This window comes from Pseudomonas sp. PIC25 (assembly GCF_002286785.1).
In the GTDB taxonomy this organism is placed as follows: domain Bacteria; phylum Pseudomonadota; class Gammaproteobacteria; order Pseudomonadales; family Pseudomonadaceae; genus Pseudomonas_M.
In genome coordinates, this window is the sequence record NZ_MUJY01000174.1 from 1 (window position 1) to 25,794 (window position 25,794).

Here is a 25,794-nt window from a genome sequence, read left to right on the forward strand (position 1 = left end):
ACCCCGCCTCGGCAGTTTCGAGGCGGGTGCTTACCGGATCGCCACCCAGGTCTGGCTGCCGCCCCGGCCGGTGGCGACCCTGCTGATGCTGCATGGCTATTACGATCACATGGGGCTGTATCGCCACGTGGTGGATTGGGCGCTGAGCATGGGTTTCGCGGTGCTGGCCTGCGACCTGCCGGGGCACGGCCTGTCCAGCGGTGCGCCGGCCAGCATCGGTGATTTCGCCGAGTACCAGCAGGTCCTGCGCGGCTTGTTCGACCAGGCCCTGGCGCTTGGCCTGCCACAGCCCTGGCACCTGCTCGGACAGAGCACCGGCGGCGCGATCCTGCTGGACTACCTGCTCACCGGCGAACCGCGTCCGGAACTGGGCGAAACCATCCTCCTGGCGCCGTTGGTACGGCCCCGCGCCTGGGGCTGGTCGAAGTTCAGCTACCAGATGTTGCGCCCCTTCGTGGAGTCCATTCCTCGGCGCTTCAGCATCAATTCCGGCGACGAGGCGTTCATCGATTTCGTCCACCGGCAGGACCCGCTGCAACCGCGCATCCTGCCGACTGCCTGGGTGGGCGCGCTGTCGCGCTGGATTCCGCGCATCGAAGGCGCGCCACGTAGCGACCGGCGTCCGCTGATCGTGCAGGGCGAGGCCGACCTGACGGTGGACTGGCGGCATAACCTGGATGTGCTCAAGGACAAGTTCCGCGAGCCGGAACTGCTGCTGCTGCCGGAGGCGCGGCATCATCTGGCGAACGAGACGGAAGACCTGCGTCAGCGCTATTTCGCCTTTCTCAGCGAGCGTCTGAAACCCTGATGAGCTGCTGTAGGGGGCGAATTCATTCACCCACATAGAGCTTCTCAAATACCCTGCTGCGGCTCCGCCAGGTTCGCGCCGCTCTGGCCCACTGCGAGCCCGGCGCGCAGGGCAGCCAGGGCGGCCTGATAGTAAGCCTTGCCCTCGGCGGATTCGGCGAAGGTGACGAACTCTTCCAGCTCCGGGTCGGACAGGTCGCGGTAGACGTGCAGCAAGGTGTTGTCGAGGTCGCCTTCGATCTGCCCGATCAGGCGCTGGCGCTGGCCCTCCAGCAGGGCCATGGCCTGATCGCCGCCGAGCAGGCCGGGAATCATCTGGCTGAGGCTGTCGGCGGCCACGCCGGCCAGGGCGAGACTGACTTCCGCGCCGGCCTCGGCGGCCGGCAGGGCCTGGGCCAGGTGGCGGATCAGCAGGCGGCGGGTGGCGCTGGCGTCGGTGCGCGGCAGGCCGTTGGCGTACTTGGCCAATTGGTCCGGGCGGGTGGCGGTGGTCTCGGCTTCGGTGATCCGGCGGCCCAGTTCGGACTGGAAGAATGCCAGGGCCGGGCGAGGGTCGCGCAGATTCTGACGCAGGCTGGCCTGGGCGCGTTGGTCGATGGCTTGCGCGGCGAAGCGCTGGTTGCTGTTGTCCACCAGGGCCTGGAACACCGCTGGCGGCAGGCTGCTGCGGTAGCGCTGCTGGGCGGCGCTCAGGGCGTCGCGGAAATGTGCGCGCTGCTCCGTCCAACCGGCGGCCTGGTAGAGCTGCAGGTAGTCGTCGGCGAAAGCGGGCAGGCTGAAAAGGGCGAAGGCCAGGCTGAGAAAAACGCGCATGGGGACTCCTGTCGAGCGTGGGGCGTATTGTCGACGTCGCGGGGCGGGATTGTCGAGCGTGCGACCGGTCGTCCGGGCGAAAATTCCCCTGCTGCGGGGTGCTCCGCCGCTGTAGAATCCGCCGCCATGAACCTGACCCCCGAATACCCGCCGCTACTGCAACTGATCGATGACCTCGCCGAGCGAGGCTGGTCGCAGCAGAGGGGCTTCCTACCGCAGTCTCTGACCGCCCGACTGGCCGAAGAGTGCCGCGCCCGTGCATCTGCCGGCCAGCTCAACCCGGCCGGGGTCGGCCGTGCCGCCGGGCAGGTGGTGAACGAAGGCATACGGGGCGACCATATCCTCTGGCTGGAGCCCGGCCAGTCCGAGGCCGGCGATCAGTATCTGGCGGCCATGGAAGTGCTGCGCCAGGCCCTCAATCGGCAGTTTTTCCTCGGCCTCGAAGACCTCGAGTGCCATTTTGCGTTTTATGCGCCCGGTGCCTACTACCTGCGCCATCTGGATCGTTTCCGCGACGACGACCTGCGCACCGTGACCGTGGTGCTGTACCTGAACGACGACTGGCAGGCCGAGGAGGGCGGTGCGTTGCGCCTCTACCTCGGCGACGGCAGCACGCGCGACGTCCTGCCGGAAGCCGGCACCCTGGCCTGCTTCCTGTCCGGCGACTTTCCCCACGAGGTGTTGCCGGCCACCCGCGACCGGCTGTCGCTCACCGGCTGGTTCCGGCGGCGTCCGGCGGCACCGCTCTGACGCTGCGGTGCTGGAAGCCGCTCCGCTTCCGGCACGTAATGGGAGACAAATCCATGCAGAAGATCTTGGTCAGCCGTTGCCTGCTGGGCCACCGGGTGCGCTACGACGGCGGCGCCCATGGGCCGTTCGACCTGCTGGAGCGCTGGCAGCGGGAGGGGCGCGTGGTGGCGCTCTGTCCGGAGGTGGCCGGTGGTCTGTCGACTCCGCGTCCTCCGGCGGAAATTCCCGGTGGCCAGGGTGGCCAAGTGCTGGACGGCGAGCGGCCGGTGCTGACCGTGGACGGCGAGGATGTCAGCGCGGCTTTCCTCGACGGTGCCCGCCAGGCGCTGGAGCTGGTTCGTGCGCAAGGCATCCGGATTGCTGTGCTGAAGGCGCGCAGCCCGTCCTGCGGCAATCGCGAGAATTACGACGGTAGCTTCTCCGGGGTGAAGGTGTCCGGTGAAGGTGTCACCGCGGCATTGCTTCGCCGCGAAGGTGTGCAGGTGTTCAGCGAAGAAGAGTTGGATGCTGCGGCGGCAGCGTTGGCCGCTCTCGAAGGCTGAATCTGTTCAGGCGTTGCGCAGCGCGGCGTTCAAGGCATCTTCCAGGCGACTCTTGTAGCGCAGGTAATGGATGGTCTGGGTCTGGCCTTCGTCGAGCACGCCGGACAGATCGAGGTCGGTGATGTAGCACGGATAGCGTTCGGCCTCGCGGCGCTGGCTGAGGATGTGCCGGGCCACCGCAGCGAACAGGTCGGCGCCGTATTCCAGCTCCGAGAACTCCCGGTGGTTGCAGTAGAGGGTCACATGGACCCGGCCGTGTTCGCCCGGCTCGATGATCGCCTGCACATCATAGAACGGATGGCTGACCGGCGCCTGGGGAGCCGGCCGGCGCTCGAGGCTGCGCGGGCGCAGGGGCGGCGGCGGGAGCACTTCGTAGTAGAGGATTTCCAGCGTTGCCAGCGGCACCGGAGCGTTCAGCGGCAGCAGGGCATTACGCCGGTAGAGCACCGATTGCAGGAAACGCTGCAAGGGCGTGAGCAGGCTCTGCTCGTCGCGGAACGGCAGGGTCTGGCGCCACAGCGCGTTGTGTTCGTCGAGGATGTTCAACTCGGCGCGTCCATCGGCGAGCCGGTAGAAGACCTGGATGCAGTCCGCCCGACCCATCGGCAGGATCAGCGCCAGATCCTGTTCCTCCAGGGCATGGCGGTCCAGATGCAACGGGCTGTAGCCCGGCAGTTCCTGGCCCAGGTGTTCGATCAGGGCCGGCAGATCGGGCAGCGCGGTGTGGTTGACGTGCCCGGGCGTCAGGTCGAGCACGTGGTACTGCTGCTGGACCTGGACCAAGTAGCGGGCGTTGTGCTCGCCGCCGAGGCTGGTGAGGATTTCGCGGAACAACTCGTCCACCCGCTCGGCAATGGCCGGGGCGCGGTTGCGGCAGAAGCAGCGTACCTGCAATTGCGGACGCGGTCCCCTGGCCGGCAGCGCGTTGAGGAAATCGCGCAGGCAGTCGAGCAGGGCGTTGGGGCCGTCGTAGCGATGCACTAGCAGCTCGTTCCAGCTGTTCAGGCTGACCTGATCGATGGTCTGCACCAGGTTTTCCCGCACACCCGAATAGCCCAGCGAGTCGGTGCGCTCGGTGGTCATGTGCACGTTCAACTGGCTGTGCTGTTTCAACGGGTCGACGCCGACATTGATCAGCAGCAGCACCTCGCTGGGCATGCTGGCCTGGAGCAGGGCGGTTTCCGCCACGGGGGGCAGAGGCAGCGGCACGGTCTGGCGCAGGCAGGCGAGCAGGTTGGACAGTTCGAATTCGGTCAGGTCGCTGCTGCCGGGGTGCAGCGACAGCCGGGTGCTGGCGTCGATCACGCCGTTACGGTGGCACCAGGCAAGCAGTTCGATCAGCTCGCGGGCGCGCTTGAGCGGGGCGAAGTCCGCCCACTCCTGGGCATTCAGGCTGCCGGAGAACAGCGCCCACTGGGTTTCGCCGGGAGCGTCCGGGCTCGGGCACTGGACCAGGGTCAGGGTGTCTTCGGCCAGGTCGGGGGCGATCCCGGGGTTGATGAACTCCACCTTGCCGGCCTTGCGCTCGAAGGCGGCGTACAGGCGCCGGCCGAGGATGCCCAGGTCGCGGCTGTTCAGCGAGCTGGCGGCCTGCTGGGTGCGGGCGAACTGGGTGAGGAAGCGGTAGCTGTAGGTCAGCTCATTGACCAGGGCGCGGCGCTCGCGGCTCACCTGGCGGACCTTCCATTGACTGCGGCTGTCCAGGGTCGCCAGTTGGCGCGGGTCCCAGCGCCATTCGCCGGTCAGGCGTTCGAGCAGCAGGCGCTGCCAGCTCTTGGCTCGGTTGCGCGGCGGGCGGCTGATCTTTTTGTTCACCTTCAGGTACAGGCAGCGGCGGATCAGTTCCAGGCGCTCCCACTCGCCGCGTGCCGAGAGGTATTCCTCCAGGCGGCGGTAGACCACGATGTACGGGTCCAGCTCGTCGAGGTCGAGCCGGTTGGCATAGACCGCCTGCTTGAAGCGCAGGCTCAGGCATTCCACCTGGGGATGCTCGCTGGCGTAGACCTCGGTGAGCAGCAGCTTGAGCACCGACTTGTACGGCGACTCGATGCCCTTGTAGAGCTGCCACATGCCGGCGCCGACGAATTCGCCCGGCGGGATGTGCGCCAGGTGGCCGAGATCGAGCACCTCGTCGGCACGGATGAAACGCTTGCTCAGCAGGGTATTGGTGAATTCGACGTAGCGGGCCTCTTCGTATATCGGCACCAGCCACCACAGTGGCGTGCGGCCTGCCAGCCAGATCGCGGTGCGGTAAAACTCATCCAACAGCAAGTAGTGCTGGGTGGTACCGCAGTCGTCGGAGGTCAGCTTCGCCTCGCGCTCGCCGAGGGTGAAGCGGGACGGATCGATGAGGAAGAAGTGCGCCTCGGCGCCCTGGGTCGCGGCCCAGGCTTCCAGCAGGTCGCACTTGCGGCGCAGCTCGGCCGTTTCGTCGACGGATAGCGCCGGGGTATGGCAGACCCAGACGTCCATGTCGCTCTGCTCGGCCTGTGCCACCGTGCCCAGGCTGCCCATCAGGAACAGGCCGTGGATCGGCGCCACCGGCTTGCCGCCCAGGGAGCTGCCGCGCTGGGCCTTGTAGGCGAATGAGCGGGTGAGGCGTTGCGCTTCGGACAGCAGGGCGTCGTCCGGCTCGAAGTTGGAGACGCCCGCCGGCGTGCGCCCGGAGACATAGCCGGGCAGCAGCGGATGGTTCACGTGGAAGAGCAGCGGCAGCAGGCGCAGCACCAGTTGCTGGCGCGTCGACAGGGCCTGCATGGCACGCTCCAGGCGGCCGTCGTTGACTTTCAGGAAGCGTGCGCGCAACTGGCTGAGGACCTTGCGGTCGATGCCTTCGTCGATGTCCGGACGGATTTCCTGGCTGCGCGTCATGGTCTGCTCGGAACGGCTACTGGCATAAGACTATCAGTCGGCCAGGTGTCTTGCCGGCTCGGTTGAATATTCGGGGCGGGTGCCGCCGCCGAACGACAGGCATCAGGTTATCGCCCGTTCCGTGGCGGGCTTGAGCGCCTTTCGTCGTGGGGGCGGACGTCTGCGGCGAGCAGCTCGGCGGGACGTCCGTGACGGGAGGTTACTGCACCGTCTCTTCTTCGGCCAGGATGGTCAGCAGCGACTGGGCGTGTTCGGCGGCATCCAGGCCGAGACTGGTCAGGTAGCCGCCGTCGGGCAGGCTGATCAGGCCTTTCTCATGCAAGCGCCTGGCGGCGGCGATTGCCTGGGGGGCGGCGGTGTGGTGGATTTTCAGCCCTTCCTGGAGATTCGCCAGGTTGAACAGGGCGAGGATTTCCATTTCGGCGACAAGCTCGGGGTTAAAAGCCATGGTCCGCTCCGACTGCTGATGGAAGGAGGCATGCCGGTGCATGCCGCCAAGTCTGCTCAGTGTAGCGAGACATCGTCCGGTGTGCGTGGTCCGGGATGTCGCGGCGATCACGCTTCCGGCTCTTCCTCGGCGCCGCCCGGCAATTCCGGCAGTGCGCGCAGGGCCTGATCGTACCATTCGCCGTCGAAGGGGCGGTTGTCGCTGAGCATGGCGCGGATTTCATGGGCCAGCACCAGCGCCATCAGACGCACGCTTTCTTCGCGCGGATAGCCGACCAGGGTCAGCTTGTTCAGCGAGGCCTGGGCCGCCGGCGGGTCGTTGGCTTCCAGCTGGTTCTCGATCGCCTGGATCAGCGTCGCTTCGGCGAAGGCTTCGTCGTTTTCGTAGTCGTGGGTTTCGCTCATGCGTGTTCTCCTCATTCCGTCGGGCAGTGTGCCACGGCACCATTTCTGTGTCCGATTCGGCCGCCCGGTTCACGCGCAGCGGCTATAAGCTCCGGTTGGCCGGTTGCATCGCCGGGAGCGATGGCCGACCCTGGGCCGTTCGATCAGGAAGCCGATACGCATGATCAGTTATTACACCTTGCAGGATGACAAGTTGCAGCGCCGGGTACCGACACAGCTCGACGCCATTCCCCAGGGCACGCTGTGGATCGACCTGCTGCATCCTAGCGCCGAGGAGGAACGCTTTATCGAAAACGCCCTCGGTCTGGACGTCCCGACTCGCGAGGAAATGGCCGCCATCGAGGATTCTTCGCGGCTGTTCGAGAAGGACGGTGCGCTCTACCTGACCACCAGCGTGGTCAGCGGCGTCAGCGAGCGGCATCCGGTGATGGCAGACGTTTCCTTCGTGCTCACGCCGCAGTGGCTGGTCACGGTGCGTTATGCCGAGCTGACCTCGTTCCGCAGCTTCGAGACCAAGAGCGCCCGGCAGCCGGAACTGCACCGTTCCAGCGACATGATCTTCGTCTCGCTGAACGAGGGCATCGTCGGCCGCATCGCCGATATTCTGGAAGATGCCCAGGCGGAGCTGAATAGCCTGGCGCAGCGGATTTTCAGCGAGTCCGAAAACCGCCGCGAAAAGTCCGACCTGCAGAAAATCCTCAAGCACCTGGGGCGGAACAACTCGCTGATGGCCAAGCTGAGCGGCAGCCTGCTCAGCATCAGCCGGCAGAATACCTACGTACGTCAGGGCGCCAATGGCTGGCTGGGCGAACCGGCGAAGGGTTGGCTCAAGTCGGTGGAGCGCGACGTGCGCTCGCTCAGCGAGTTCCAGGCGAAGATGTCCGGTGAGATCACCTTCCTGCTCGATGCGACCCTGGGGCTGATCAACATCGAGCAGAACAGCATCATCAAGGTGTTTTCCATCGCCGCCGTGCTGTTCCTGCCGCCGACCCTGGTGGGCACCGTCTACGGCATGAACTTCAAGGCCATGCCGGAGCTGGAGTGGGCGTTCGGCTACCCGATGGCGCTGGGGATGATGGTCGGTTCGGCGGCGCTGTCCTATGCCTGGTTCAAGTTCAAGGACTGGCTCTAGCTCGCGGGATCGTAAACAAGGTTCTGGGCTGGGGGCGGAGCCGCCCCGAGCCCCGACAAATCTGTCAGCGTGCCGCCAGCAGCGTCTTGCCACGCTCGACCGCGGCGCGCACCTGGGCTGGCGCCGTGCCACCGATGTGGTTGCGGGCGTTGACCGAGCCTTCCAGGGTCAGCACGGCGAACACGTCGTCTTCGATCTGGTCGCTGAACCGGCGCAGTTCGTCCAGGCTCATCTCGGCCAGGTCCTTGCCGCTGTCGACGCCGTATTTCACCGCATGGCCGACGATTTCGTGGCAGTCGCGGAACGGCAGGCCCTTGCGCACCAAGTAGTCGGCGAGGTCGGTGGCAGTGGAGAAGCCACGGCGGGCCGCTTCGCGCATGACGTCGCGCTTCGGCTTGATCGCCGGAACCATGTCGGCGAAGGCGCGCAACGAGTCGCGCAGGGTGTCGGCGGCGTCGAACAGCGGTTCCTTGTCTTCCTGATTGTCCTTGTTATAGGCCAGCGGCTGGCCTTTCATCAGGGTCAGCAGACCGGCCAGTGCGCCGAACACCCGGCCGGACTTGCCGCGCACCAGCTCGGGCACGTCGGGGTTCTTTTTCTGCGGCATGATCGAGGAACCGGTGCAGAAGCGATCCGGCAGGTCGATGAACTGGAATTGCGCGCTGGTCCAGAGCACCAGCTCTTCGGAGAAGCGCGACAGGTGCATCATCGCCAGACTGGCGGCGGCACAGAATTCAATGGCGAAGTCACGGTCGGACACGCCGTCCAGGGAGTTGCCGGACACCGCCTCGAAACCGAGCAGGCGGCAGGTGATCTCACGCTGGATCGGGTAGGTGGTGCCGGCCAGGGCGGCGCTGCCCAGCGGCATGCGATTGACCCGCTTGCGGCAGTCGACCAGACGTTCATGGTCGCGGCTGAGCATTTCGAACCAGGCCAGCAGGTGGTGGCCGAAGGTGACCGGCTGGGCGGTCTGCAGGTGGGTGAAGCCGGGCATGATGGTATCGGCTTCCGCTTCGGCGAGGCCGAGCAGGCCCTGCTGCAGGCGGGTGATCTCGCCGAGGATGATGTCGATCTCGTCGCGCAGCCACAGGCGGATGTCGGTGGCCACCTGGTCGTTGCGGCTGCGGCCGGTGTGCAGCTTCTTGCCGGTGATGCCGATGCGGTCGGTCAGGCGTGCCTCGATGTTCATGTGCACGTCTTCCAGGTCGACGCGCCAGTCGAAGGTGCCGGCCTCGATCTCGGCCTGGATTTCCTTCAGACCGGCTTCGATGGCGTCGCGCTCTTCGCGGGTCAGCACGCCGACTTCGGCGAGCATGCTGGCGTGGGCGATGGAGCCCATGATGTCGTGGCGGTAGAGGCGCTTGTCGAAATCGACGGAAGCGGTGAAGCGGGCGACGAAGGCGTCGACGGGCTCGCTGAAGCGGCCGCCCCAGGACTGATTGGTCTTCTCTACGCTCATGGAACTCTCTCGGCTGGTGCGCAAAACGGCGGGCCGCGAGGGAGCGGCCAGCATGGCGGACAAAGTCTGCCGATAATAACAGGGTCGCGGGCCGATCCGCCGCAGCGGTTTGCCGGGCGGTAGCCGACACTGCAATGTCGCCCGGATCACAGTTTTCAAATTCGTTCGGCATTTCAGTGCTTTATTTTGCCCGGCCGGAGCTGGCCGGCTTGCCGCCCGTACGGGCCATGCGGAAACTGCGCCGATGCGTATCGATTGGTTCAAGAACAAACACGTCCCGTTGCTGGACGACGACTTCTTCCTGCCCGAGCTGTGCCTGCCCGAGGCCCTGCTGAGCATGGTCCTGCTCGCCGAGTTGCTGGTGCTGGTGCTGGTGCTCTCCGAGCCGATGCAGCCGGACTTCAACTGGGTGCGGCTGGCCCTGACCTCGCTCTTCGTGCAGTGGATCGTGCTGCTCTCGGCAGCGTTGCTCTGCCGCCTGCGGCCACAACTGGCGCGTCTGCGTCCCTGGCTGGCGGGAGCCTGTTGCAGTGCCATCGTGGTCGGCCTGACGCTGGCCTGTACGGCGGTGGCCGACTACTTCCAGCTGGCTGGCCCGTTGCAGCGCAGCGGCGAAGTGAACCTCTATCTCCGCCATGCGTTGATCGGCCTGATCATGTCGGCGCTGCTGCTGCGCTACTTCTACCTGCAGAGCCAATGGCGCCGCCAGCAGCAGGCTGAGTTGCGCGCGCGGATCGAGTCGCTGCAGGCGCGCATCCGCCCGCACTTCCTGTTCAACAGCCTCAACAGCATCGCCAGCCTGATCGCCCTCGCGCCGGAAAAAGCCGAGCAAGCGGTGCTGGATCTTTCCGATCTTTTCCGCGCCAGCCTGGCCAAGCCCGGCACCCTGGTGAGCTGGCGGGATGAACTGGAACTGGCTAAACGGTATCTATCCATAGAACAGTACCGACTAGGCGACCGTTTGCAGCTAGAGTGGCAAATAGACGACGTGCCCGACGACCTGCCGATTCCGCAGCTCACCTTGCAGCCGCTGCTGGAGAACGCGCTGATCTACGGCATACAACCGCGCATCGAGGGGGGCCTGGTACGGGTCGAAGCGAGTTACATGGACGGGGTGTTCCAGCTGCGTGTCAGCAACCCCTATGACGAGGGCGCCACGGCGACGACGTCGCGTGGCACCCGGCAGGCATTGGTGAATATCGATGCACGACTTGCGGCACTTTTCGGTCCTCGTGCGAGTCTCAGCGTGGATCGCCGTGACGGGCGTCACTTCACCTGTCTACGCTATCCTTGTGCGAGACTCACGCAGGAAGCCAGAGCAATATGAATGTCCTGATTGTCGATGACGAACCTCTTGCCCGTGAGCGCCTGAGCCGGCTGGTAGGCGAGCTGGATGGCTATCGGGTCCTGGAGCCTTCCGCCAGCAATGGCGAAGAGGCCCTGGCCCTGATCGACAGCCTGAAGCCCGATATCGTGCTGCTCGACATCCGCATGCCCGGTCTCGACGGCCTCCAGGTGGCCGCCAGGCTCTGTGAGCGGGAGGCCCCTCCGGCTGTGATCTTCTGCACCGCCCATGACGAGTTCGCCCTGGAAGCCTTCCAGGTCAGCGCCGTGGGCTATCTGGTCAAACCGGTGCGCAAGGAGGACCTGCTCGAAGCCCTGAAAAAGGCCGAGCGTCCCAACCGCGTCCAACTCGCCGCGCTGACCCGCGCCCCGACGGAAACCGGCGCTGGCCCGCGCAGCCATATCAGTGCGCGGACCCGCAAGGGAATCGAGCTGATCCCGCTGGACCAGGTGATCTTCTTCATTGCCGACCACAAGTACGTGACGCTTCGCCATGAAGCCGGCGAGGTGTTGTTGGACGAGCCGCTGAAGGCATTGGAGGACGAGTTCGGTGAGCGCTTCGTGCGTATCCACCGCAACGCTCTGGTGGCCCGCGAACGTATCGAACGCTTGCAGCGGACCCCGCTCGGGCACTTCCAGTTGTTCCTGAAAGGGCTCAACGGCGATGCCCTTACCGTCAGCCGGCGGCACGTCGCCGGTGTGCGCAAGCTGATGCATAACCTTTGAAAGCAGTTGCAGCTTCAAGCGGCAAGCTGCAAGCAGAGCTTGAGAATCAGCCTTGGGCTTAAGGCCTGAGGCTTATGAGCCTGTTATCATCGGTGGCAATTCACTTTCTGGAATTGTCCATGCGCTCCGAAATCCGCATCGCCACCCGCAAGAGTGCCCTGGCCCTGTGGCAGGCCGAATATGTCAAAGCCCGTCTGGAAGCGGCGCACCCGGGGCTCAGGGTCAGCCTGGTGCCGATGGTCAGCCGCGGCGACAAGCTGCTCGACGCGCCGCTGGCGAAGATCGGCGGCAAGGGCTTGTTCGTCAAGGAGCTGGAAACCGCCCTGCTGGAGAATGAGGCGGACATCGCCGTTCACTCCATGAAGGACGTACCGATGGACTTCCCGGAGGGGCTCGGCCTCTACTGCATCTGCGAGCGCGAGGACCCGCGCGACGCCTTCGTTTCCAACACCTTCGCCAGCCTCGACGAGCTGCCCGCCGGCAGCGTGGTCGGTACCTCCAGTCTGCGTCGTCAGGCGCAACTGCTGGCGCGCCGGCCCGACCTGAAAATCCATTTCCTGCGCGGCAACGTCAACACCCGTCTGGCCAAGCTGGACGCCGGTGAATACGACGCCATCATCCTCGCGGCGGCGGGCTTGATCCGCCTGGGTTTCGAGGCACGTATCCGCTCCTTCATCAGCGTTACCGACAGCCTGCCGGCCGGAGGGCAGGGCGCGGTGGGCATCGAGTGCCGCAGCGCCGATGCGGACGTCCACGCCTTGCTGGCGCCACTGCATGACCAGCCCACCGCGCTGCGGGTCCATGCCGAGCGGGCCTTGAACAAACGCCTCAACGGCGGCTGCCAGGTGCCCATCGCCTGCTACGCCGAGCTGGAAAACGACCAGCTCTGGCTGCGTGGCTTGGTCGGCAACCCCGACGGCAGCCAGTTGCTGCGCGCCGAAAGCCGCGCGCCGGCCGCCGAGGCCGAGCGGCTTGGGGTCGAGGTGGCCGAGGCGTTGCTGGCGCAGGGCGCCGCTGACATTCTCAAGGCGGTTTATGGCGAGGCCGGCCATCCATGAGTGACTGGCGGCTGCTGCTGACCCGCCCCCGCGAGGAGTGCGAGGCGCTGGCCGCGACGCTGGCGGAGCAAGGCATCCACAGCAGCAGCCTGCCCCTGCTGGACATCGAGCCGCTGGCCGAAACGCCCGAACAACGTACCCTCATGCTCGACCTGGATCGCTACTGCGCGGTCATCGTGGTCAGCAAGCCGGCGGCCCGTATCGGCCTGGAACGGCTCGACCGCTACTGGCCGCAACCGCCCGCGCGGCAGCACTGGTTCAGCGTCGGCGCGGCCACGGGGGAAATCCTGGCCGCCTATGGTCTCGACGTGACTTGGCCGGAGTCCGGCGACGACAGCGAGGCCCTGCTCGATCTCCCGGCACTGACCGAAGCCCTGGAAGTGCCTGAGCCGCGTGTGCTGATCATGCGCGGCGAGGGTGGCCGGGAGTTCCTCGCCGAGCGTCTGCGCGGCCAAGGCGTGGCGGTCGAGTATCTGCCACTGTACCGTCGCCGCTTGCCGGCGTATCCGGCCGGCGCGCTCGCCGAGCGGGTACGTTCGGAACGCCTGAATGGCCTGGTGGTCAGCAGTGGGCAAGGATTCGAGCATTTGCGCGACCTGGCAGGACCGGCATGGCCTGAGCTGGCTCGGCTACCCTTGTTCGTGCCGAGTGCGAGAGTCGCTGGCCTGGCGCGTGACGCCGGCGCCGGGCATGTGATCGATTGTCACGGCGCCAGCGCCTCCGCGTTGCTGGCGGCGTTGCGGGAGGCTCCCGCATCTTAGGCGGCTGTGCCCCACCGCGCGTGCGCATCGTGGCCAGCAGAAAACGATACGTAAGGATGGATACGTGAGCGAAGCAGCTTCCCTGAAAGACGATGCCCAACCCGCGCCCGAGGCGCCCACTCCACCCGCTTCTCCGACGGCCTCCAGGCGAGGTAACGGCCTGGCATTGCTGGCGCTGCTGCTCGGCGCTGCGGGTGTCGCGGTCGGCGGCTTGGGCCTCTGGCAACTGCGAGGGCTCGATGCCCGCGACCGCCAGCAGCTGGGCCAACTGGAAGATGTTCGGGCCCAGGCGCAGGCCCAGGCACAGCGCGAACAGCGCCTCACGGAGCGCCTCGACCGTCTGCCGAGCATCGATGAACTCGAGCAGCGCCGCCGCCTGCTGGCCGATCTGCAGGGCGAACAGCAGCGCCTGAGCCAGCGGGTGGAAACCGTCCTCGGCGCCAGCCGCCAGGATTGGCGACTGGCCGAAGCCGAACACCTGCTGCGCCTGGCCAGCCTGCGTCTCTCCGCGTTGCAGGATGTGAACAGCGCCAGGGCCCTGGTGCAGGGTGCCGATGAAATCCTGCGCGAGCAGGACGATCCCGCCGCCTTCGCGGCCCGCGAGCAACTGGCGAAAAGCCTGGAAGCGCTGCGCAGCCTGCCGCAGCCGGATCGCACTGGTCTGTTCCTGCAACTGGCCGCTCTGCGCGAGCAGGCGGAGCGCCTGACGCCGATGGCGCCGGAGTTCGTCTCGGCGGAAGGCCAAGGCTTTGCACCGGCCGTGGCCGAAGGCGATGGCAGCAGCCGCTGGGATCAGTGGTGGGAAAAGTTGTCCCGCTATGTTCGCGTCGATTTCGATGCTGACGATGAAGTCCGCCCGCTGTTGACCGGGCAAAGCCTGCAGCAGGTGCGCCTGGCCTTGAGCCTGGCGCTGGAACAGGCCCAATGGGCCGCGCTGCATGGCGAGAGCGAGATTTTCCACAAGGCGCTGGAACAGGCGGGCGCGGTGCTGAAGGGGCAGTTCAATCAGGAGAACCCGGAAAGCCGCGCGGTGCTGGCGCGTATCGACGAACTGGCGACGCAGCCGGTAGAGGTCGAGGTGCCGGATCTCTCCGCTTCCCTGAGCGCATTGCAGGCTTACGTACAACGTCGCCAAGTGGCCACCGAAGCCGTTCCCGAGCCGTCCGCCGGAGCCGGCGAGGAGGGCAGCCCATGAGCCGCCTCTACCTGCTGTGTGTTCTGGTGATCGCCGGTGCCGCGCTGCTCGGCCTGGCCATTGCCGCGGACGCCGGATACGTGCTGATCCGCTACGACCGGTTCCGCTATCAATCCAGCTTCTGGGTGTTCGTGGCGGTCATCGTCGCGCTCTGGCTGGCGGTCCTGGGCTTGCGCACGCTGCTCCGCTTGTTGGGAGTGTCCGGTGGGCTGATCAATCCCTGGTCGCGTCGTCACCGCAACCGTCGGGTGCGCCTGGCTGCGCGCCGTGGCCTGCTCGATCTGGCCGAGGGGCGCTGGGCCCGTGCCCTGCGCCATCTTCGCCGGGCCGCCAGCCAGGACCCGCAACCTCTGGTGCATTACCTCGGGGCCGCCCGGGCCGCCAACGAGCTGGGCGAATACGAGGAGAGCGACAGTTTGCTGCGGCAGGCCCAGGAACAGGAGCCCCAGGCCGAGGTGGCGATCGATCTCACCCGCGCCCAGTTGCAACTGGCCCGGGGTGAGGCGCAGCAGGCCCAGGAAACCCTGCAGCGTATCCGTGACCAGCATCCGCGCCAGCGCGAAGCCTTGAAGCTGCAACAGCAGATCTACGTCGAGCAGCAGAACTGGAGCGCGTTGTGCGCGCTGCTGCCGGAGCTGCGCAAGCAGCGGGTCATGGCCGAGGAACCGTTGCTGGCGCTGGAACGGCATGCCTGGCTGGCCGCCCTGGCCGAGGCCGGGAATCAGGGGTTGAATGAAGGCGAGACAGCGCTGCAACCGCTGACCGGCCTCTGGCAGCGGATGCCCTCTGCGTTACGCAGCGATCCCGTGCTCATCGATGGCTACGCCGAGCAACTGTCCCGTCTGGGGGCGCCGGAGGAAGCCGAGGAAATCCTGCGGGGCGCCCTCAAGCGGGACTACGTGGAGCGCCTGGTGTATCGCTATGGCCTGGTCCGTGGCCGTGACCCGGCGCGTCAGTTGCAGACGGGCGAGTCCTGGCTGAAAGCGCATCCCAACGATCCGGTGCTGTTGCTGACGCTGGGGCGCCTGTGTCTGCTCAATCAGTTGTGGGGCAAGGCGCGGGAGTACCTGGAAGCCAGCCTGAGCTTCCGGCGCAGCGTCGAGGCCTGTACCGAGCTGGCGCGCCTTTTGGCGCAACTGGGGGCGGTGGAGCGTAGTAACGAGCTGTTCCAGGAAGCGCTCGAGTTGTTCGGCCAGAGCCTGCCGGGGCCGGCCGCAACGGCTGACCGAGTGCCGGGGAGCCTGCCGCTCGTGCCGGTCTGAGGCGGAAAGCTGTGCGGCAGGTTCGATAGATTGAGCCCGTGCCTTGAAAGGCGCGGGCGCTTTCCTCTACCGTATCGGCCTCTTTTCTTCCCCTCGGAGCCGCCATGCCGCTGGCCAGCCCGCGTTCCCTGTTCTTCCTGGCATTCATCGCCTGCGTCCTGTTGATGGGCGGGGCGCTTTATCTGGAGCATGCCGTAGGGCTCGAACCTTGCCCGCTCTGCATCGTGCAGCGGATTTTCGTCATCGCGTTCGGCTTGGTATGCCTGATCGCGGCCATCCATGCGCCCGCCACCCGTGGCCGTCGCATTTATGCAGTGCTGGCATTGTTGTTCGCCGCGGGTGGGGCGGCGACGGCGGGTCGCCAGGTCTGGTTGCAGAACATCCCGGCGGACCAATTGCCGGCGTGCCTGCCGAGCCTGGACTACATGATGGAAGCCCTGCCGTTCCAGGACATCGTCCGGCTGGTGCTGCACGGCACTGCCGACTGCGCCGAGGTCACCTGGACCCTGTTCGGCATGAGCATTCCGGAATGGAGCCTGCTGGCCTTCGTCGGCATGATCCTCTTCTCCCTGTTCCAGTTGTTCCGTCGCGACTGACTTTCCTTGCTAACCCCGCCACCCAGGCGGGGCGATGTTTCCGTCCTCTGGATGGCATGCCGGCGAGCACGTGATGGGCTCGAAATCGGCACGCCCGTCTGTTCCGGGCGGCGTAGCTGGCGATTGAAACGTTTGTATGAATTTTTCGACCGGCGTGGCTTGAAGCGAGCGGCAGGGGGGCATAATCTGGCCCGCACGTGACGACGGGAAATTGCCATTCCATCGTCGCCTTCCCATGCTCAAGCACCGATCGACAAAAAACCGTCTCGGAGCGGACGTACAACAGCATTTGGATATTAGGGAAGCGAGGACATCATGCTCGAGAGCTGTCAAAACGCCCAGGAACGCTGGGGTGGGGTACACCAGCTGATCGACCGCTGGTTGCAGGAGCGCCACGAACTGGTCCGTGCCTTCGACGCCCTCAACACCAAACCGCAGGCGCCCGCCGCCAACGCGGAGGATGTTCAGAAATTCTGTCAGATCCTGGTCGACTACGTGTCGGCAGGCCATTTCGAGGTCTACGAACAGCTCACCGGCGAAGCCAAGGCGTTCGGCGACCAGCGTGGCCTGGAACTGGCCAAGCAGATCTACCCGCGCATCGAAGCCATTACCGAGGCGGCGCTGTCGTTCAACGACCGCTGCGACAATGGCGATTGTTCCGATAGCTGCGGACTGACCCTGGAACTCAAGCGCCTCGGCCAGTTGCTGCACGAACGCTTCGAGCTGGAAGACTGCCTGATCGAAGTGCTGCACAACGCCCACCGGCAATCGGCTGCCGCCGTCTGACCGGCCTGGGTTTCGTTGCCGCCGGCTCGTGTCGGCGGTAGCGCGTCACTCGGCGTTCAGCAGTTCCACTTCGAATACCAACGGTGCATAGGGCGGGATCAAGTCCCCGGCACCTTCCGCGCCATAGGCCTGGCTCGACGGAATCACCAGCCTCCATGTCGCCTCCAGGGGCATTTCCCGCAGTGCCGTGCGCCAGCCGGCAATCACGCTGTCCAGCCTGAACCATTGTGCTTCCTTGTTCTCGTCGAAGACGCTGCCATCGGCGAGGCGGCCGATATAGCGAACCTGTACCCGGCTCCAAGCGGACGAGCCCGTACCGCGTCCGGGGCGCAGCGTTTCCACCAGCACACCTCCCGGCAATTCGCGGATACCGGCCTTGGCTTTTTCTCGTGCCAGGAATCGCCCTTCGGCGGCGCGGGCTCGTTCGACATCGAGCGGCGCCTCGGACAGCAGCCGTGCTTCGTGGTCCGTGAGTAGCGCGTCGATGCGCGCCGGATCGAGCCTCAGCGGTTCGCCACGGTAGGCCTGGCGGACGCCTTCGAGCAGCGCGTCGAGTTGCAGGTCCGGGACCTCTTCGCGCAGTCGCTCGCCAAGACGGACGCCGAGGCTGTAGGCGAGATCCCGCTCTTCGGTGGTAGGGCTTTCCTCCGCCTGGAGCGTGGCGGCGAACAAGCAGATCAGCAGGGCAGGGTATCGCGACATGGCATTTCTCCAATCGGCATGCCGGGGATTATGCCAGCCGTGTGAGGGGGCTCAATGTGCGGAGTTGGCGACCGTAGGGTCACGGGTCTAGTATGAGGCGCATCAACGTCCGCCAGGAGCGCGCCATGCCGGCTAATAAGAAGACAGTCAACACTCCGCTTCACCTGTTGCAGCAGCTTTCCCAGAGCCTGCTCGAACATTTGGAAAAAGCCTGCTCGCAGGCATTGGTGGACGCAGAGAAACTGCTCGCCAAGCTGGAAAAGCAGCGAGGCAAGGCGCAGGAAAAACTGCACGATGCCCGCGCCAAGCTGCAGGCCTCCGCCGCGGCGGGAAAGGCCAAGGCCCAGGCGAAGGCCAAGGAAGCCATCGCTGAACTCGAAGAGGCGCTCGACAGCCTCAAGACCCGCCAGAGCGAAACCCGCGACTACATCGTCCAGCTCAAGCGCGACTCCCAGGAAAGCCTGAAAATCGCCCAGGGCGTCGGCAAGGTGAAGGAAGCGGCCAGCAAGGCCCTGACGACTCGTGAGGCCAAGGACAAGCCGGCTGCTGCTGCGAAGCCTGTGACGAAAGCTGCCGCCAAACCGGTCGCCAAGAAGGCCCCGGCCAAAGCCGCCCCTGCCAAGTCGACTCCGGCCAAGTCCGCTGCCGCGAAGCCGGCTGCCAAGGCTGCTACCCCGGCTGCCAAGGCTCCGGCCAAGCCTGCCGCCAAACCGACAGCCGCTAAGGCCGCCGCGAGCAAGCCTGCCGCGAAGAATGTGACCACTCCGGCCGCCAAGCCAGCACCGGCGAAAACTGCGGCGAAGCCCGCCAGCAAGCCGGCTGCCAAGACCGCCAGCAAGCCTGCCTCTGCCGCGAAACCAGCCGCCAAGCCAGCTACAACGGCCGCTGCCCAGCCGGCGAAGAAGCCGGCTGCGAAGAAGGCCGCGGCACCTAAGGCTGCCGCAGCCAAGGCCAAACCGGAAGCCAAGCCGGCCACGGCGACTGCCGCGGCGAAACCGGCTTCAGCGAAGAAACCCGCTGTGAAGAAGACGACCGCGCCCAAGGCGAAGCCGGTAGCTACCAAACCGGCCACCGCCGCGCCAGCGGCCCAGCCCGCGCCGGCCACGCCTTCTGCGCCGGCCACACCGGCAGCCGCCACCGGCAACAGTGGGACCGCACCGACCAGCGTCTCTTAACGCTAAGGTCAAGTGGCTGCGACGCGCAGTTCCAACAGCGCGTCGCGGCACTTCTCTGCCGCATCGCCTGCCAATATCTCCAGCCAGGGCCAGTTCCCCTGTTCTTCCTCCCAAGTAACGCAGAGGCTTTCCAAGCGTTGCAGCAACTGCCGTTCGGCATCCAACTCCAATTGCTTGACGCGCGTGCGCAGGGTGGCCAGGGCTTCGTCCTGAGCCGACCCGTCGCGCCAGGCCCGGCGAATGCTGCGCAGTGGCTCGATCACCTCGCGCTGCCAGGGCGTCGCGCAGTCTTTCAACTGTTCCGCTCGTTCCGCAGTGCAGAGAACGCCACGGGCTTCCAGCCAGGCGCCGCACAGCAGCAAACAGACATCCGCGCCGGCGTCCTGCAACGACAGGCAGGCCGGCTCTACGCCCGGGCGGGCGTAAAGGTCGACGGCGAAACTCCACAGATCAGATAGCATGCGGCTCCCCGGGCGGTCGGTGGGCGAAGCTGATAGACTTCGCCGCCATTATGATCAGACTGCAAAACCTTACCCTACAGCGCGGTCCGCTGCGTCTTCTCGAAGGCGCCGAACTGACCCTGCACCCCGGCCAGAAGGCCGGTCTGGTCGGCGCCAACGGCGCCGGTAAATCCAGCCTGTTCGCCCTGCTGCGCGGCGAGATCGGTCCCGATGCCGGGGACTGTCAGCTCCCCGCCGACTGGCGCATCGCTCACATGCGCCAGGAGGTGGATACCCTGGAACGCCTGGCGGTGGATTGCGTGCTCGACGGTGATGTCGAGCTGCGTCGCGTCCAGGGCGAGCTGGCCGTCGCCGAAGCGGCCCACGATGGCGCCGCCGTGGCTCGCCTGCATACCGAGCTGGACAACCTCGACGGCTACACCGCCGATGCCCGTGCCCGCAAACTGCTGGCCGGGCTGGGGTTCTCCAACGAGCAGATGGAAAAGCGCGTCGGCGATTTCTCCGGCGGCTGGCGGATGCGCCTCAATCTGGCCCAGGCCCTCATGTGTCCCTCGGACCTGCTGCTCCTCGACGAACCGACCAACCACCTGGACCTGGACGCGATCCTCTGGCTGGAAAGCTGGCTGAAAGGTTATCCCGGCACCCTGTTGCTCATTTCACATGACCGGGATTTTCTCGATGCGGTGGTCGATCACGTGGTGCATCTGGAACAGCGCAAACTGACGCTCTACCGCGGCGGCTACTCGGCCTTCGAGCGTACCCGTGCCGAGCGCCTGGCGCAGCAGCAGCAGGCGTACGAGCGGCAGCAGGCGCAGCGTGCGCATATGGAAAGCTTCATTCGCCGCTTCAAGGCCAAGGCGAGCAAGGCCCGTCAGGCGCAGAGCCGGATCAAGGCGTTGGAGAAGCTGGGAGAGCTGGCGCCGGCCCACGTGGATTCGCCGTTCGATTTCCGCTTCCGTGAGGCGGACAAGGTGTCCAGTCCGTTGCTGGATCTTGCCGAAGGCCGGCTCGGCTACGGCGACAAGGCCGTGCTGGAGAAGGTCAAGTTGCAGCTCGCGCCGGGTGCGCGGATCGGCCTGCTCGGTCCCAATGGGGCGGGCAAATCGACGCTGATCAAGACCCTGGCCGGCGATCTCCCGTCCCTCGGCGGCCGTCTCACGCGTGGAGAGAATCTGGTCGTCGGCTACTTCGCCCAGCACCAGTTGGATGCACTGGATGCCAAGGCCAGTCCGTTGCTGCATCTGCAACGCATCGCGCCCGGCGAACGCGAGCAGACCCTGCGCGATTTCCTCGGCGGTTTCGATTTCCGTGGCGATCGCTGCGACGAGCCGGTGCTGAATTTCTCCGGCGGCGAAAAAGCGCGCCTGGCCCTGGCGTTGATTGCCTGGGGCAAGCCGAACCTGTTGCTGCTCGACGAACCGACCAACCACCTCGACCTGGAAATGCGCCTGGCCCTGACCATGGCCTTGCAGGACTTCGAGGGGGCGGTGCTGGTGGTTTCCCACGACCGCCATCTGCTCAAGAGCACCACCGACGAGTTCCTGCTGGTGGCCGATGGCCGGGTCCAGGATTTCGATGGCGACCTCGACGATTATGCCCGCTGGCTGGTGGATTACCGCGCCCGCCAAGCGCCGGTAGCCAGCAACGAAAGCGCCGTGGACAAGACTGACAAGCGCGCCCAGCGCCAGGCCGCCGCCGCGCTGCGTCAGCAATTGGCGCCGCATAAGCGCGAGGCGGAAAAGCTGGAGAAGGAGCTGGGTGCGCTGCACGAGAAACTCGCCGGCGTTGAAACCCGGCTGGCCGACAGTGCTCTATATGAGTCAGCGCGCAAAGACGAACTGCGCGACCTGCTCGCTGAGCAGGCACGCCTGAAGGGGCGCGAAGCCGAGCTGGAAGAAGCCTGGCTGAGCGCCCTGGAAATCCTCGAAAGCCTGCAGCGCGAACTGGAGGCCGCACAACAATGAACGCCTGGCTGGAGCGATGGGCCGGCGATTGGGGCAGCACGGTCCTGCTATTCGGGCAGGTACTGCTGATCCTGGTGGTCGCGTTCACCTTGCAGCGTCTGGTGACCCGAGGCCTCACCCGCCTGGGTTTTCGCTACCAGCTTCCCCTGGAGCTGTTGCTGCCCCTGCGTGGCGGCCTGCGCTGGCTGATCATGGGCAGCGCCGTCCTGCTGGTGCTGGAGCGCTTCGGCGTGTCCGCTGCTGTGTTGTGGACCGCGCTGTCCGGTTTCGTCGCGGTCGCGGCGGTGGCGTTCTTCGCCATCTGGAGCGTGCTGTCCAACCTGTTCTGCGCCGTGCTGATCTTCACCGTCGGGCCTTTCCGCCTCGGCGACCAACTGGAAATCATCGATAGCCCCGACAAGCCTGGCATCAAGGGCCGGGTTACGGCGATCAACCTGCTGTACACCACCCTCGAGGAAAGCAGCGAATCCGGTGTTTCGGCGACGGTGCAGATCCCCAACAGCCTGTTCTTTCAGAAGCCGATACGGCGCTGGCGGGGAGCCGAGCTCCAATTCTTCACCCACCAGAAAGAGCATTGATCCCTTATGGAATGGCTGGCTAACCCGGAAATCTGGGTTGCGTTTCTGACCCTGACTGCCCTGGAAATCGTCCTTGGCATCGACAACATCATCTTCATCTCGATCCTGGTTGGCCGTCTGCCGGCCGCACAGCAACCGCGGGCACGGATTTTCGGCCTGGGGTTGGCCATGGGGACGCGAATCCTCCTGCTGCTTTCGATCACCTGGGTGATGCGCCTGACCAATGACCTTTTCACCGTGTTCGGCGAAGGTGTGTCCGGGCGCGACCTGATCCTGTTCTTCGGCGGTCTGTTCCTGCTGTTCAAGAGCACCATGGAGATCTATCACGGCCTGGAAGGCGAGGAAGAAGAGCAAGGAGCCGGCGGCAAAACCCGTGGCTTCCTGGCCATCATCATCCAGATCGCGATCATCGACATCGTGTTCTCCCTCGACTCGGTGATCACTGCGGTGGGCCTGGTACAGAACGTGCCGGTGATGATCGCTGCGATCGTCATTTCGGTCGGCGTGATGATGCTCGCCTCCGGTACCATCAGCGCCTACATCGATCGCCACCCGAGCCTGAAGATGCTGGCGCTGAGCTTTCTCACCGTGGTGGGAACGGTGCTGGTGGCCGAGGCCTTCGATGTGCACGTGCCGAAGGGCTACATTTACTTCGCCATGGCCTTCTCGCTGGCGGTGGAGGCGGTCAACATTCGCATGCGGACCAAGGCGGCCAAGCGCAGCGAGCCGGTTCACCTGCGCAAGAACGCGCCGGATGCATGATTGCCTGTCGCTCCGCCCCAGGCCGCTAGGCAGCGTGGGCGGGGCGGCGTAAGCTCAGGGCTTTCCTCGCGCGGAGTATCGCCATGGCGCTCGAAACCTGGCTCGCCTTCTTCGTCGCCTGCTGGGTGATCAGCCTGTCACCCGGCGCGGGCGCCATTGCTTCCATGTCCTGCGGCCTGCAATACGGCTTCTGGCGCGGCTATTGGAACGCCATCGGCCTGCAACTCGGCCTGGCCTTGCAGATCGCCATTGTCGCCGCCGGGGTCGGGGCCATCCTCGCTGCATCGGCGCTGGCGTTCAGCCTGATCAAGTGGTTCGGCGTCGCCTATCTGGTCTACCTGGCGATCAAGCAATGGCAGGCGCTGCCCGGCGACATGGCCGCTGCGCAGGAGCGTTCCATCGGGCGGCCGCTGAGCCTGGTTCTACGGGGTTTTCTGGTGAACGCCAGCAACCCCAAGGCGGTGGTGTTCATGCTCGCCGTACTGCCGCAGTTCATCGATCCGCACCAGCCGCTGATGCCGCAGTACCTGATCATGGGTGCGAGCATGATCGTGGTGGACCTGATCGTCATGGCCGGCTACACCGGATTGGCCTCCAAGGTCCTCAGTCTGCTCCATACCCCACGCCAGCAGCGCATGGTCAACCGCACGTTCGCCGGGCTGTTCGTCGGCGCCGCCGCGTTGCTCGCCAGCGTCCGCCGCGTGCCGGTATAACGACGAATGTGACGGGGCGCCGCGACAGCGCGGTGTCCTCCGCCTAGGCTGCCTCGGTCCTTTTTTCAGGAGCCGAGCATGTCCACTCCGATCCAGACCACCTCTTATGCCGACAGCGGCGAGATGGCCATCGCGCCGCTGCGCCACCCGCCGTTGGAACAAGCCATCGCCGGAGCCTGCGCCGAACTGGCGGTGCGCGAAGCCTATCTGGCCGCAGTGCGCGATACTGCGCTCGGGCCCCAACCGCGTCTGCTGCTGGCGGTGTCCGGCGCCGATCAGCGCATGCAGCGCCGGTTGGCCGCGCGGGTTGCCGAACTGCTGCCGGACGAACTCGAACTCGACCTCATCGAACTGGCGGACGACAGCCTGTCGCACGCTGTGCGGGAACGCTGCCAGGCGTTCTATCAGGCCTGATCGCCCGCCCACCGGTCCGTATTGCCTGCGGACCGTTTTCCGTTTTCCTTGCCGTTTGCTGCGACAAATCGTCGCGGCTAACCCCTGGTCGAGGGCTTGAGCGAATTCATTAGGAAGGCAACAATCTAATGCCACCCATTTGCATTTGGGATCCGCTCATGTTTTCTCCCCTCCGTCTTCTTGCCGCGCTGCTGCTTTCGCTGCTGGCGCTGGGCAGCCTTTCGGCCGTTGCCGAACCCCTCGACGGTGCCGCCCAGGCCCTGCACTTGCTGGGCTATATCGGTGCGGACTACCCGGCCACGGTCGCCGCCGGACAGATCGTCGATGACGCCGAATACCGCGAACAACTGGAATTTCTTGCCGTGCTCCAAGGCTTGGTCGGTGCGCTGCCGGCCCGTGCCGAGCGCCACGAACTGGAGCAGGGCGTGGCCGGTCTGCGCGAAGCCGTCACCCAGCGCCAGGACGGCGACCGGGTTGCCCAGCAGGCCCGTCGGCTCGGCGCACGTCTGGCGGAGGTCTATCAGATCGCCCGGACGCCGCTGATCACGCCCGATCCCTCCCGGGGAGCGCCGCTCTATGCGCAGAATTGCGCCGTCTGCCATGGCGATGCCGGCCACGGCGACGGGCCGGCCGGTCTGGGCATGGAGCCGCCACCGACGGACCTGACGGACCGGACGCAGCTCGATCGGCTGAGTCTGTACGACCTGTTCAATACGCTGAGCCTGGGCATCGAAGGCACCGATATGCCGGCCTTCGCCGATCAACTGGACGAGCGGCAACGCTGGGACTTGGCGAGCTATATCGCCGGCCTGTCCGCTGCGCCGGCCCAGGCCGGGGCGGCGACCTTTACCCTTGCCGAACTGGCCGGGCGGGCGCCGGAAGAAATCGTCCAGGCCAAAGGTGAGGCCGCCGCAGCCGCGTTCCGGGCCCAGCGTGCCCAGCCGCCGCAGGTCCAACGCGGTCCGCAGCAGTTGATCGACTACACCCGCGAAACGTTGGACAGCAGTCTGGCGGCTTATCGCGCCGGCGATCGCGACCAGGCCTACGACCTGTCGGTGGCAGCCTATCTGGAGGGCTTCGAGTTGGTGGAAAGCGCCCTGGACAACCTCGACGCGGCGCAGCGCAAGACCACCGAGAGAGCGCTGATGGCTTACCGGCAGGCGGTCCAGGACGGCCAGTCCGTAGCCCGTGCGGCGCAAAGCCTGGAGCAGGCCAAGGCGGAGCTGGAGCGCTCGGCCCGGTTGCTCGATGGGGATGGCCTGAGCGGCTCCCTGAGTTTCTTCTCCAGCCTGCTAATCCTGTTGCGCGAAGGGCTGGAGGCGATCCTGGTGCTGGCGGCGATCCTCGCCTACCTGCGCAATACCGGGCAGCAGCAGGCGGCGCGCAGCGTGCACGCCGGCTGGGGGCTGGCGCTGCTGGCCGGGGTCGCCACCTGGGCGCTGGCGGCCTACGTGATCGACGTGAGCGGTGCCCAGCGCGAGTTCCTCGAAGGCGCTACCGCGCTGTTCGCCAGCGTGGTGCTGCTGTGGGTCGGGGTGTGGATGCACGACCGTCGCCATGCGGCGGCCTGGCAGCAGTACATCAAGAGCAGCCTGGTCGGTGGCGGTGGCCGGCTGGGTTTCGCGGTGCTGGCGTTCTTCTCGGTCTACCGCGAACTGTTCGAAGTCATTCTGTTCTATGAAACCCTGTGGCTGCAGGCCGGCCCGGCCGGGCACGGCCTGGTACTGGCCGGCGCGGCGGCGGCGCTGGTGCTGCTGGTCGGCTTGGCCTGGGTGATTCTCAAGGGCTCGGCGAAGCTGCCGCTGGCCACCTTCTTCAGCGCCAACGCCATCCTGCTCTGCGTGCTCTCGGTGGTCTTCGCCGGGCATGGCGTGGCGGCATTGCAGGAGGCTGGTGTGCTGGGCACGCGGCCGGTGCCGTTCTTCGAGTTCGACTGGCTGGGCATACACGCCGATGCCTGGTCGTTGTCCGCGCAGGGCCTGGCGCTGGCCGCCATCGCGGTTCTTTACGGACGCAGTTGGCTGGCCCAGCGCCATACGGCAGAGGCTTAGGTCGCAGGGGTGCCCGGTGG

The 25,794-nt window shown here is 66.0% G+C and carries 26 protein-coding genes; 19 read left to right on the top strand and 7 right to left on the bottom strand.

Features of this window, described 5'->3' with window-relative positions:
* Positions 1-808 (top strand): alpha/beta hydrolase (locus BZL41_RS22750; RefSeq protein WP_143518146.1); only part of this gene is annotated, 808 nt, incomplete at its 5' end.
* A gap of 44 nt (positions 809-852) precedes the next feature.
* Here the strand turns inward: BZL41_RS22750 and BZL41_RS22755 are convergent.
* Positions 853-1,620 (bottom strand): DUF2059 domain-containing protein, encoded by a 768-nt coding sequence (locus BZL41_RS22755; RefSeq protein ID WP_095601367.1) that lies wholly within the window; start codon positions 1,618-1,620, stop codon positions 853-855.
* Between the two features lie 126 nt (positions 1,621-1,746).
* Here BZL41_RS22755 and BZL41_RS22760 point away from each other — a divergent pair, with 126 nt between their 5' ends.
* The gene (locus BZL41_RS22760; RefSeq protein ID WP_095601368.1) at positions 1,747-2,370 is read left to right on the top strand and encodes a 2OG-Fe(II) oxygenase; all 624 of its coding nucleotides are present in this window, start codon (positions 1,747-1,749) and stop codon (positions 2,368-2,370) included.
* Between the two features lie 53 nt (positions 2,371-2,423).
* The gene (locus tag BZL41_RS22765; RefSeq protein ID WP_095601369.1) at positions 2,424-2,912 is read left to right on the top strand and encodes a DUF523 domain-containing protein; all 489 of its coding nucleotides are present in this window, start codon (positions 2,424-2,426) and stop codon (positions 2,910-2,912) included.
* 6 nt (positions 2,913-2,918) lie between these two features.
* Here the strand turns inward: BZL41_RS22765 and BZL41_RS22770 are convergent, their stop codons facing one another.
* From BZL41_RS22770 to BZL41_RS22780, 3 genes are all read right to left on the bottom strand, one after another.
* Positions 2,919-5,783 carry a class I adenylate cyclase gene (locus BZL41_RS22770; RefSeq protein ID WP_095601370.1) on the bottom strand — a complete coding sequence of 955 codons (2,865 nt, stop codon included), beginning with the start codon at positions 5,781-5,783 and terminating at the stop codon, positions 2,919-2,921.
* Between the two features lie 199 nt (positions 5,784-5,982).
* Positions 5,983-6,231, bottom strand: coding sequence for a TIGR02647 family protein (locus tag BZL41_RS22775; protein ID WP_095601371.1), 249 nt, complete (start codon positions 6,229-6,231; stop codon positions 5,983-5,985).
* Between the two features lie 107 nt (positions 6,232-6,338).
* Positions 6,339-6,635, bottom strand: a complete 297-nt coding sequence (locus BZL41_RS22780) for a hypothetical protein (RefSeq protein ID WP_095601372.1) — start codon at positions 6,633-6,635, stop codon at positions 6,339-6,341.
* 160 nt (positions 6,636-6,795) lie between these two features.
* On the opposite strand from BZL41_RS22780, the gene BZL41_RS22785 reads away from it, so the two are divergent.
* A complete protein-coding gene (locus tag BZL41_RS22785) occupies positions 6,796-7,767 on the top strand; it encodes a magnesium transporter CorA family protein (protein WP_095601373.1) in 972 nt (323 codons plus the stop codon).
* A 64-nt stretch (positions 7,768-7,831) separates the two neighbouring features.
* On the opposite strand, the gene argH is transcribed toward BZL41_RS22785, so the two are convergent.
* A complete protein-coding gene (argH, locus tag BZL41_RS22790; protein WP_095601374.1) occupies positions 7,832-9,226 on the bottom strand; it encodes an argininosuccinate lyase in 1,395 nt (464 codons plus the stop codon).
* Positions 9,227-9,470: 244 nt separating this feature from the next.
* Between argH and BZL41_RS22795 the strand changes: the two genes are divergently transcribed.
* The 8 genes from BZL41_RS22795 to rsd all read left to right on the top strand — a co-directional run bounded on the left by BZL41_RS22795 (position 9,471) and on the right by rsd (position 16,954).
* Positions 9,471-10,553 (top strand): sensor histidine kinase, encoded by a 1,083-nt coding sequence (locus tag BZL41_RS22795; protein ID WP_095601375.1) that lies wholly within the window; start codon positions 9,471-9,473, stop codon positions 10,551-10,553.
* Positions 10,550-11,296 (top strand): LytTR family DNA-binding domain-containing protein, encoded by a 747-nt coding sequence (locus BZL41_RS22800; protein ID WP_095601376.1) that lies wholly within the window; start codon positions 10,550-10,552, stop codon positions 11,294-11,296. Before BZL41_RS22795 ends, BZL41_RS22800 begins: the two co-directional genes overlap by 4 nt.
* Positions 11,297-11,409: 113 nt before the next feature.
* Positions 11,410-12,354 carry a hydroxymethylbilane synthase gene (gene hemC / locus BZL41_RS22805; RefSeq protein ID WP_174706200.1) on the top strand — a complete coding sequence of 315 codons (945 nt, stop codon included), beginning with the start codon at positions 11,410-11,412 and terminating at the stop codon, positions 12,352-12,354.
* Entirely contained in the window at positions 12,351-13,115 is a 765-nt protein-coding gene (locus BZL41_RS22810) for a uroporphyrinogen-III synthase (protein ID WP_095601378.1), read from the top strand. The genes hemC and BZL41_RS22810 overlap by 4 nt, the downstream gene beginning before the upstream one ends.
* A gap of 64 nt (positions 13,116-13,179) precedes the next feature.
* Positions 13,180-14,310: a uroporphyrinogen-III C-methyltransferase gene (locus BZL41_RS22815; RefSeq protein WP_095601379.1), complete on the top strand. Its 1,131-nt coding sequence runs from the start codon at positions 13,180-13,182 to the stop codon at positions 14,308-14,310.
* Entirely contained in the window at positions 14,307-15,572 is a 1,266-nt protein-coding gene (locus tag BZL41_RS22820) for a heme biosynthesis HemY N-terminal domain-containing protein (RefSeq protein ID WP_095601380.1), read from the top strand. Before BZL41_RS22815 ends, BZL41_RS22820 begins: the two co-directional genes overlap by 4 nt.
* A gap of 104 nt (positions 15,573-15,676) precedes the next feature.
* The gene (locus tag BZL41_RS22825; RefSeq protein ID WP_095601381.1) at positions 15,677-16,168 is read left to right on the top strand and encodes a disulfide bond formation protein B; all 492 of its coding nucleotides are present in this window, start codon (positions 15,677-15,679) and stop codon (positions 16,166-16,168) included.
* 315 nt (positions 16,169-16,483) lie between these two features.
* Positions 16,484-16,954, top strand: coding sequence for a sigma D regulator (gene rsd / locus BZL41_RS22830; RefSeq protein ID WP_084333178.1), 471 nt, complete (start codon positions 16,484-16,486; stop codon positions 16,952-16,954).
* Positions 16,955-16,999: 45 nt separating this feature from the next.
* Here rsd and BZL41_RS22835 read toward each other — a convergent pair whose 3' ends face one another.
* Complete coding sequence (locus BZL41_RS22835) at positions 17,000-17,656, bottom strand: FKBP-type peptidyl-prolyl cis-trans isomerase (RefSeq protein WP_095601382.1); 657 nt, start codon at positions 17,654-17,656, stop codon at positions 17,000-17,002.
* Positions 17,657-17,781: 125 nt separating this feature from the next.
* Between BZL41_RS22835 and BZL41_RS22840 the strand changes: the two genes are divergently transcribed.
* Entirely contained in the window at positions 17,782-18,831 is a 1,050-nt protein-coding gene (locus tag BZL41_RS22840) for an AlgP family protein (RefSeq protein ID WP_095601383.1), read from the top strand.
* A gap of 8 nt (positions 18,832-18,839) precedes the next feature.
* On the opposite strand, the gene BZL41_RS22845 is transcribed toward BZL41_RS22840, so the two are convergent.
* Positions 18,840-19,292 carry a TIGR02444 family protein gene (locus tag BZL41_RS22845; protein ID WP_095601384.1) on the bottom strand — a complete coding sequence of 151 codons (453 nt, stop codon included), beginning with the start codon at positions 19,290-19,292 and terminating at the stop codon, positions 18,840-18,842.
* Between the two features lie 50 nt (positions 19,293-19,342).
* Between BZL41_RS22845 and BZL41_RS22850 the strand changes: the two genes are divergently transcribed.
* The 6 genes from BZL41_RS22850 to BZL41_RS22875 all read left to right on the top strand — a co-directional run bounded on the left by BZL41_RS22850 (position 19,343) and on the right by BZL41_RS22875 (position 25,774).
* Positions 19,343-21,256 (top strand): ATP-binding cassette domain-containing protein, encoded by a 1,914-nt coding sequence (locus BZL41_RS22850; protein ID WP_095601385.1) that lies wholly within the window; start codon positions 19,343-19,345, stop codon positions 21,254-21,256.
* On the top strand, positions 21,253-21,834 hold the full coding sequence (locus BZL41_RS22855) for a mechanosensitive ion channel family protein (protein WP_095601386.1): 582 nt from the start codon (positions 21,253-21,255) through the stop codon (positions 21,832-21,834). The genes BZL41_RS22850 and BZL41_RS22855 overlap by 4 nt, the downstream gene beginning before the upstream one ends.
* Before the next feature lie 6 nt (positions 21,835-21,840).
* Positions 21,841-22,596: a TerC family protein gene (locus BZL41_RS22860; protein ID WP_095601387.1), complete on the top strand. Its 756-nt coding sequence runs from the start codon at positions 21,841-21,843 to the stop codon at positions 22,594-22,596.
* Between the two features lie 83 nt (positions 22,597-22,679).
* Positions 22,680-23,309: a LysE family transporter gene (locus BZL41_RS22865; RefSeq protein WP_095601388.1), complete on the top strand. Its 630-nt coding sequence runs from the start codon at positions 22,680-22,682 to the stop codon at positions 23,307-23,309.
* 78 nt (positions 23,310-23,387) lie between these two features.
* On the top strand, positions 23,388-23,723 hold the full coding sequence (locus BZL41_RS22870; RefSeq protein ID WP_084333162.1) for an enhanced serine sensitivity protein SseB C-terminal domain-containing protein: 336 nt from the start codon (positions 23,388-23,390) through the stop codon (positions 23,721-23,723).
* Positions 23,724-23,881: 158 nt separating this feature from the next.
* A complete protein-coding gene (locus BZL41_RS22875) occupies positions 23,882-25,774 on the top strand; it encodes a cytochrome c/FTR1 family iron permease (RefSeq protein WP_095601401.1) in 1,893 nt (630 codons plus the stop codon).
* Positions 25,775-25,794 lie beyond the last annotated feature (20 nt).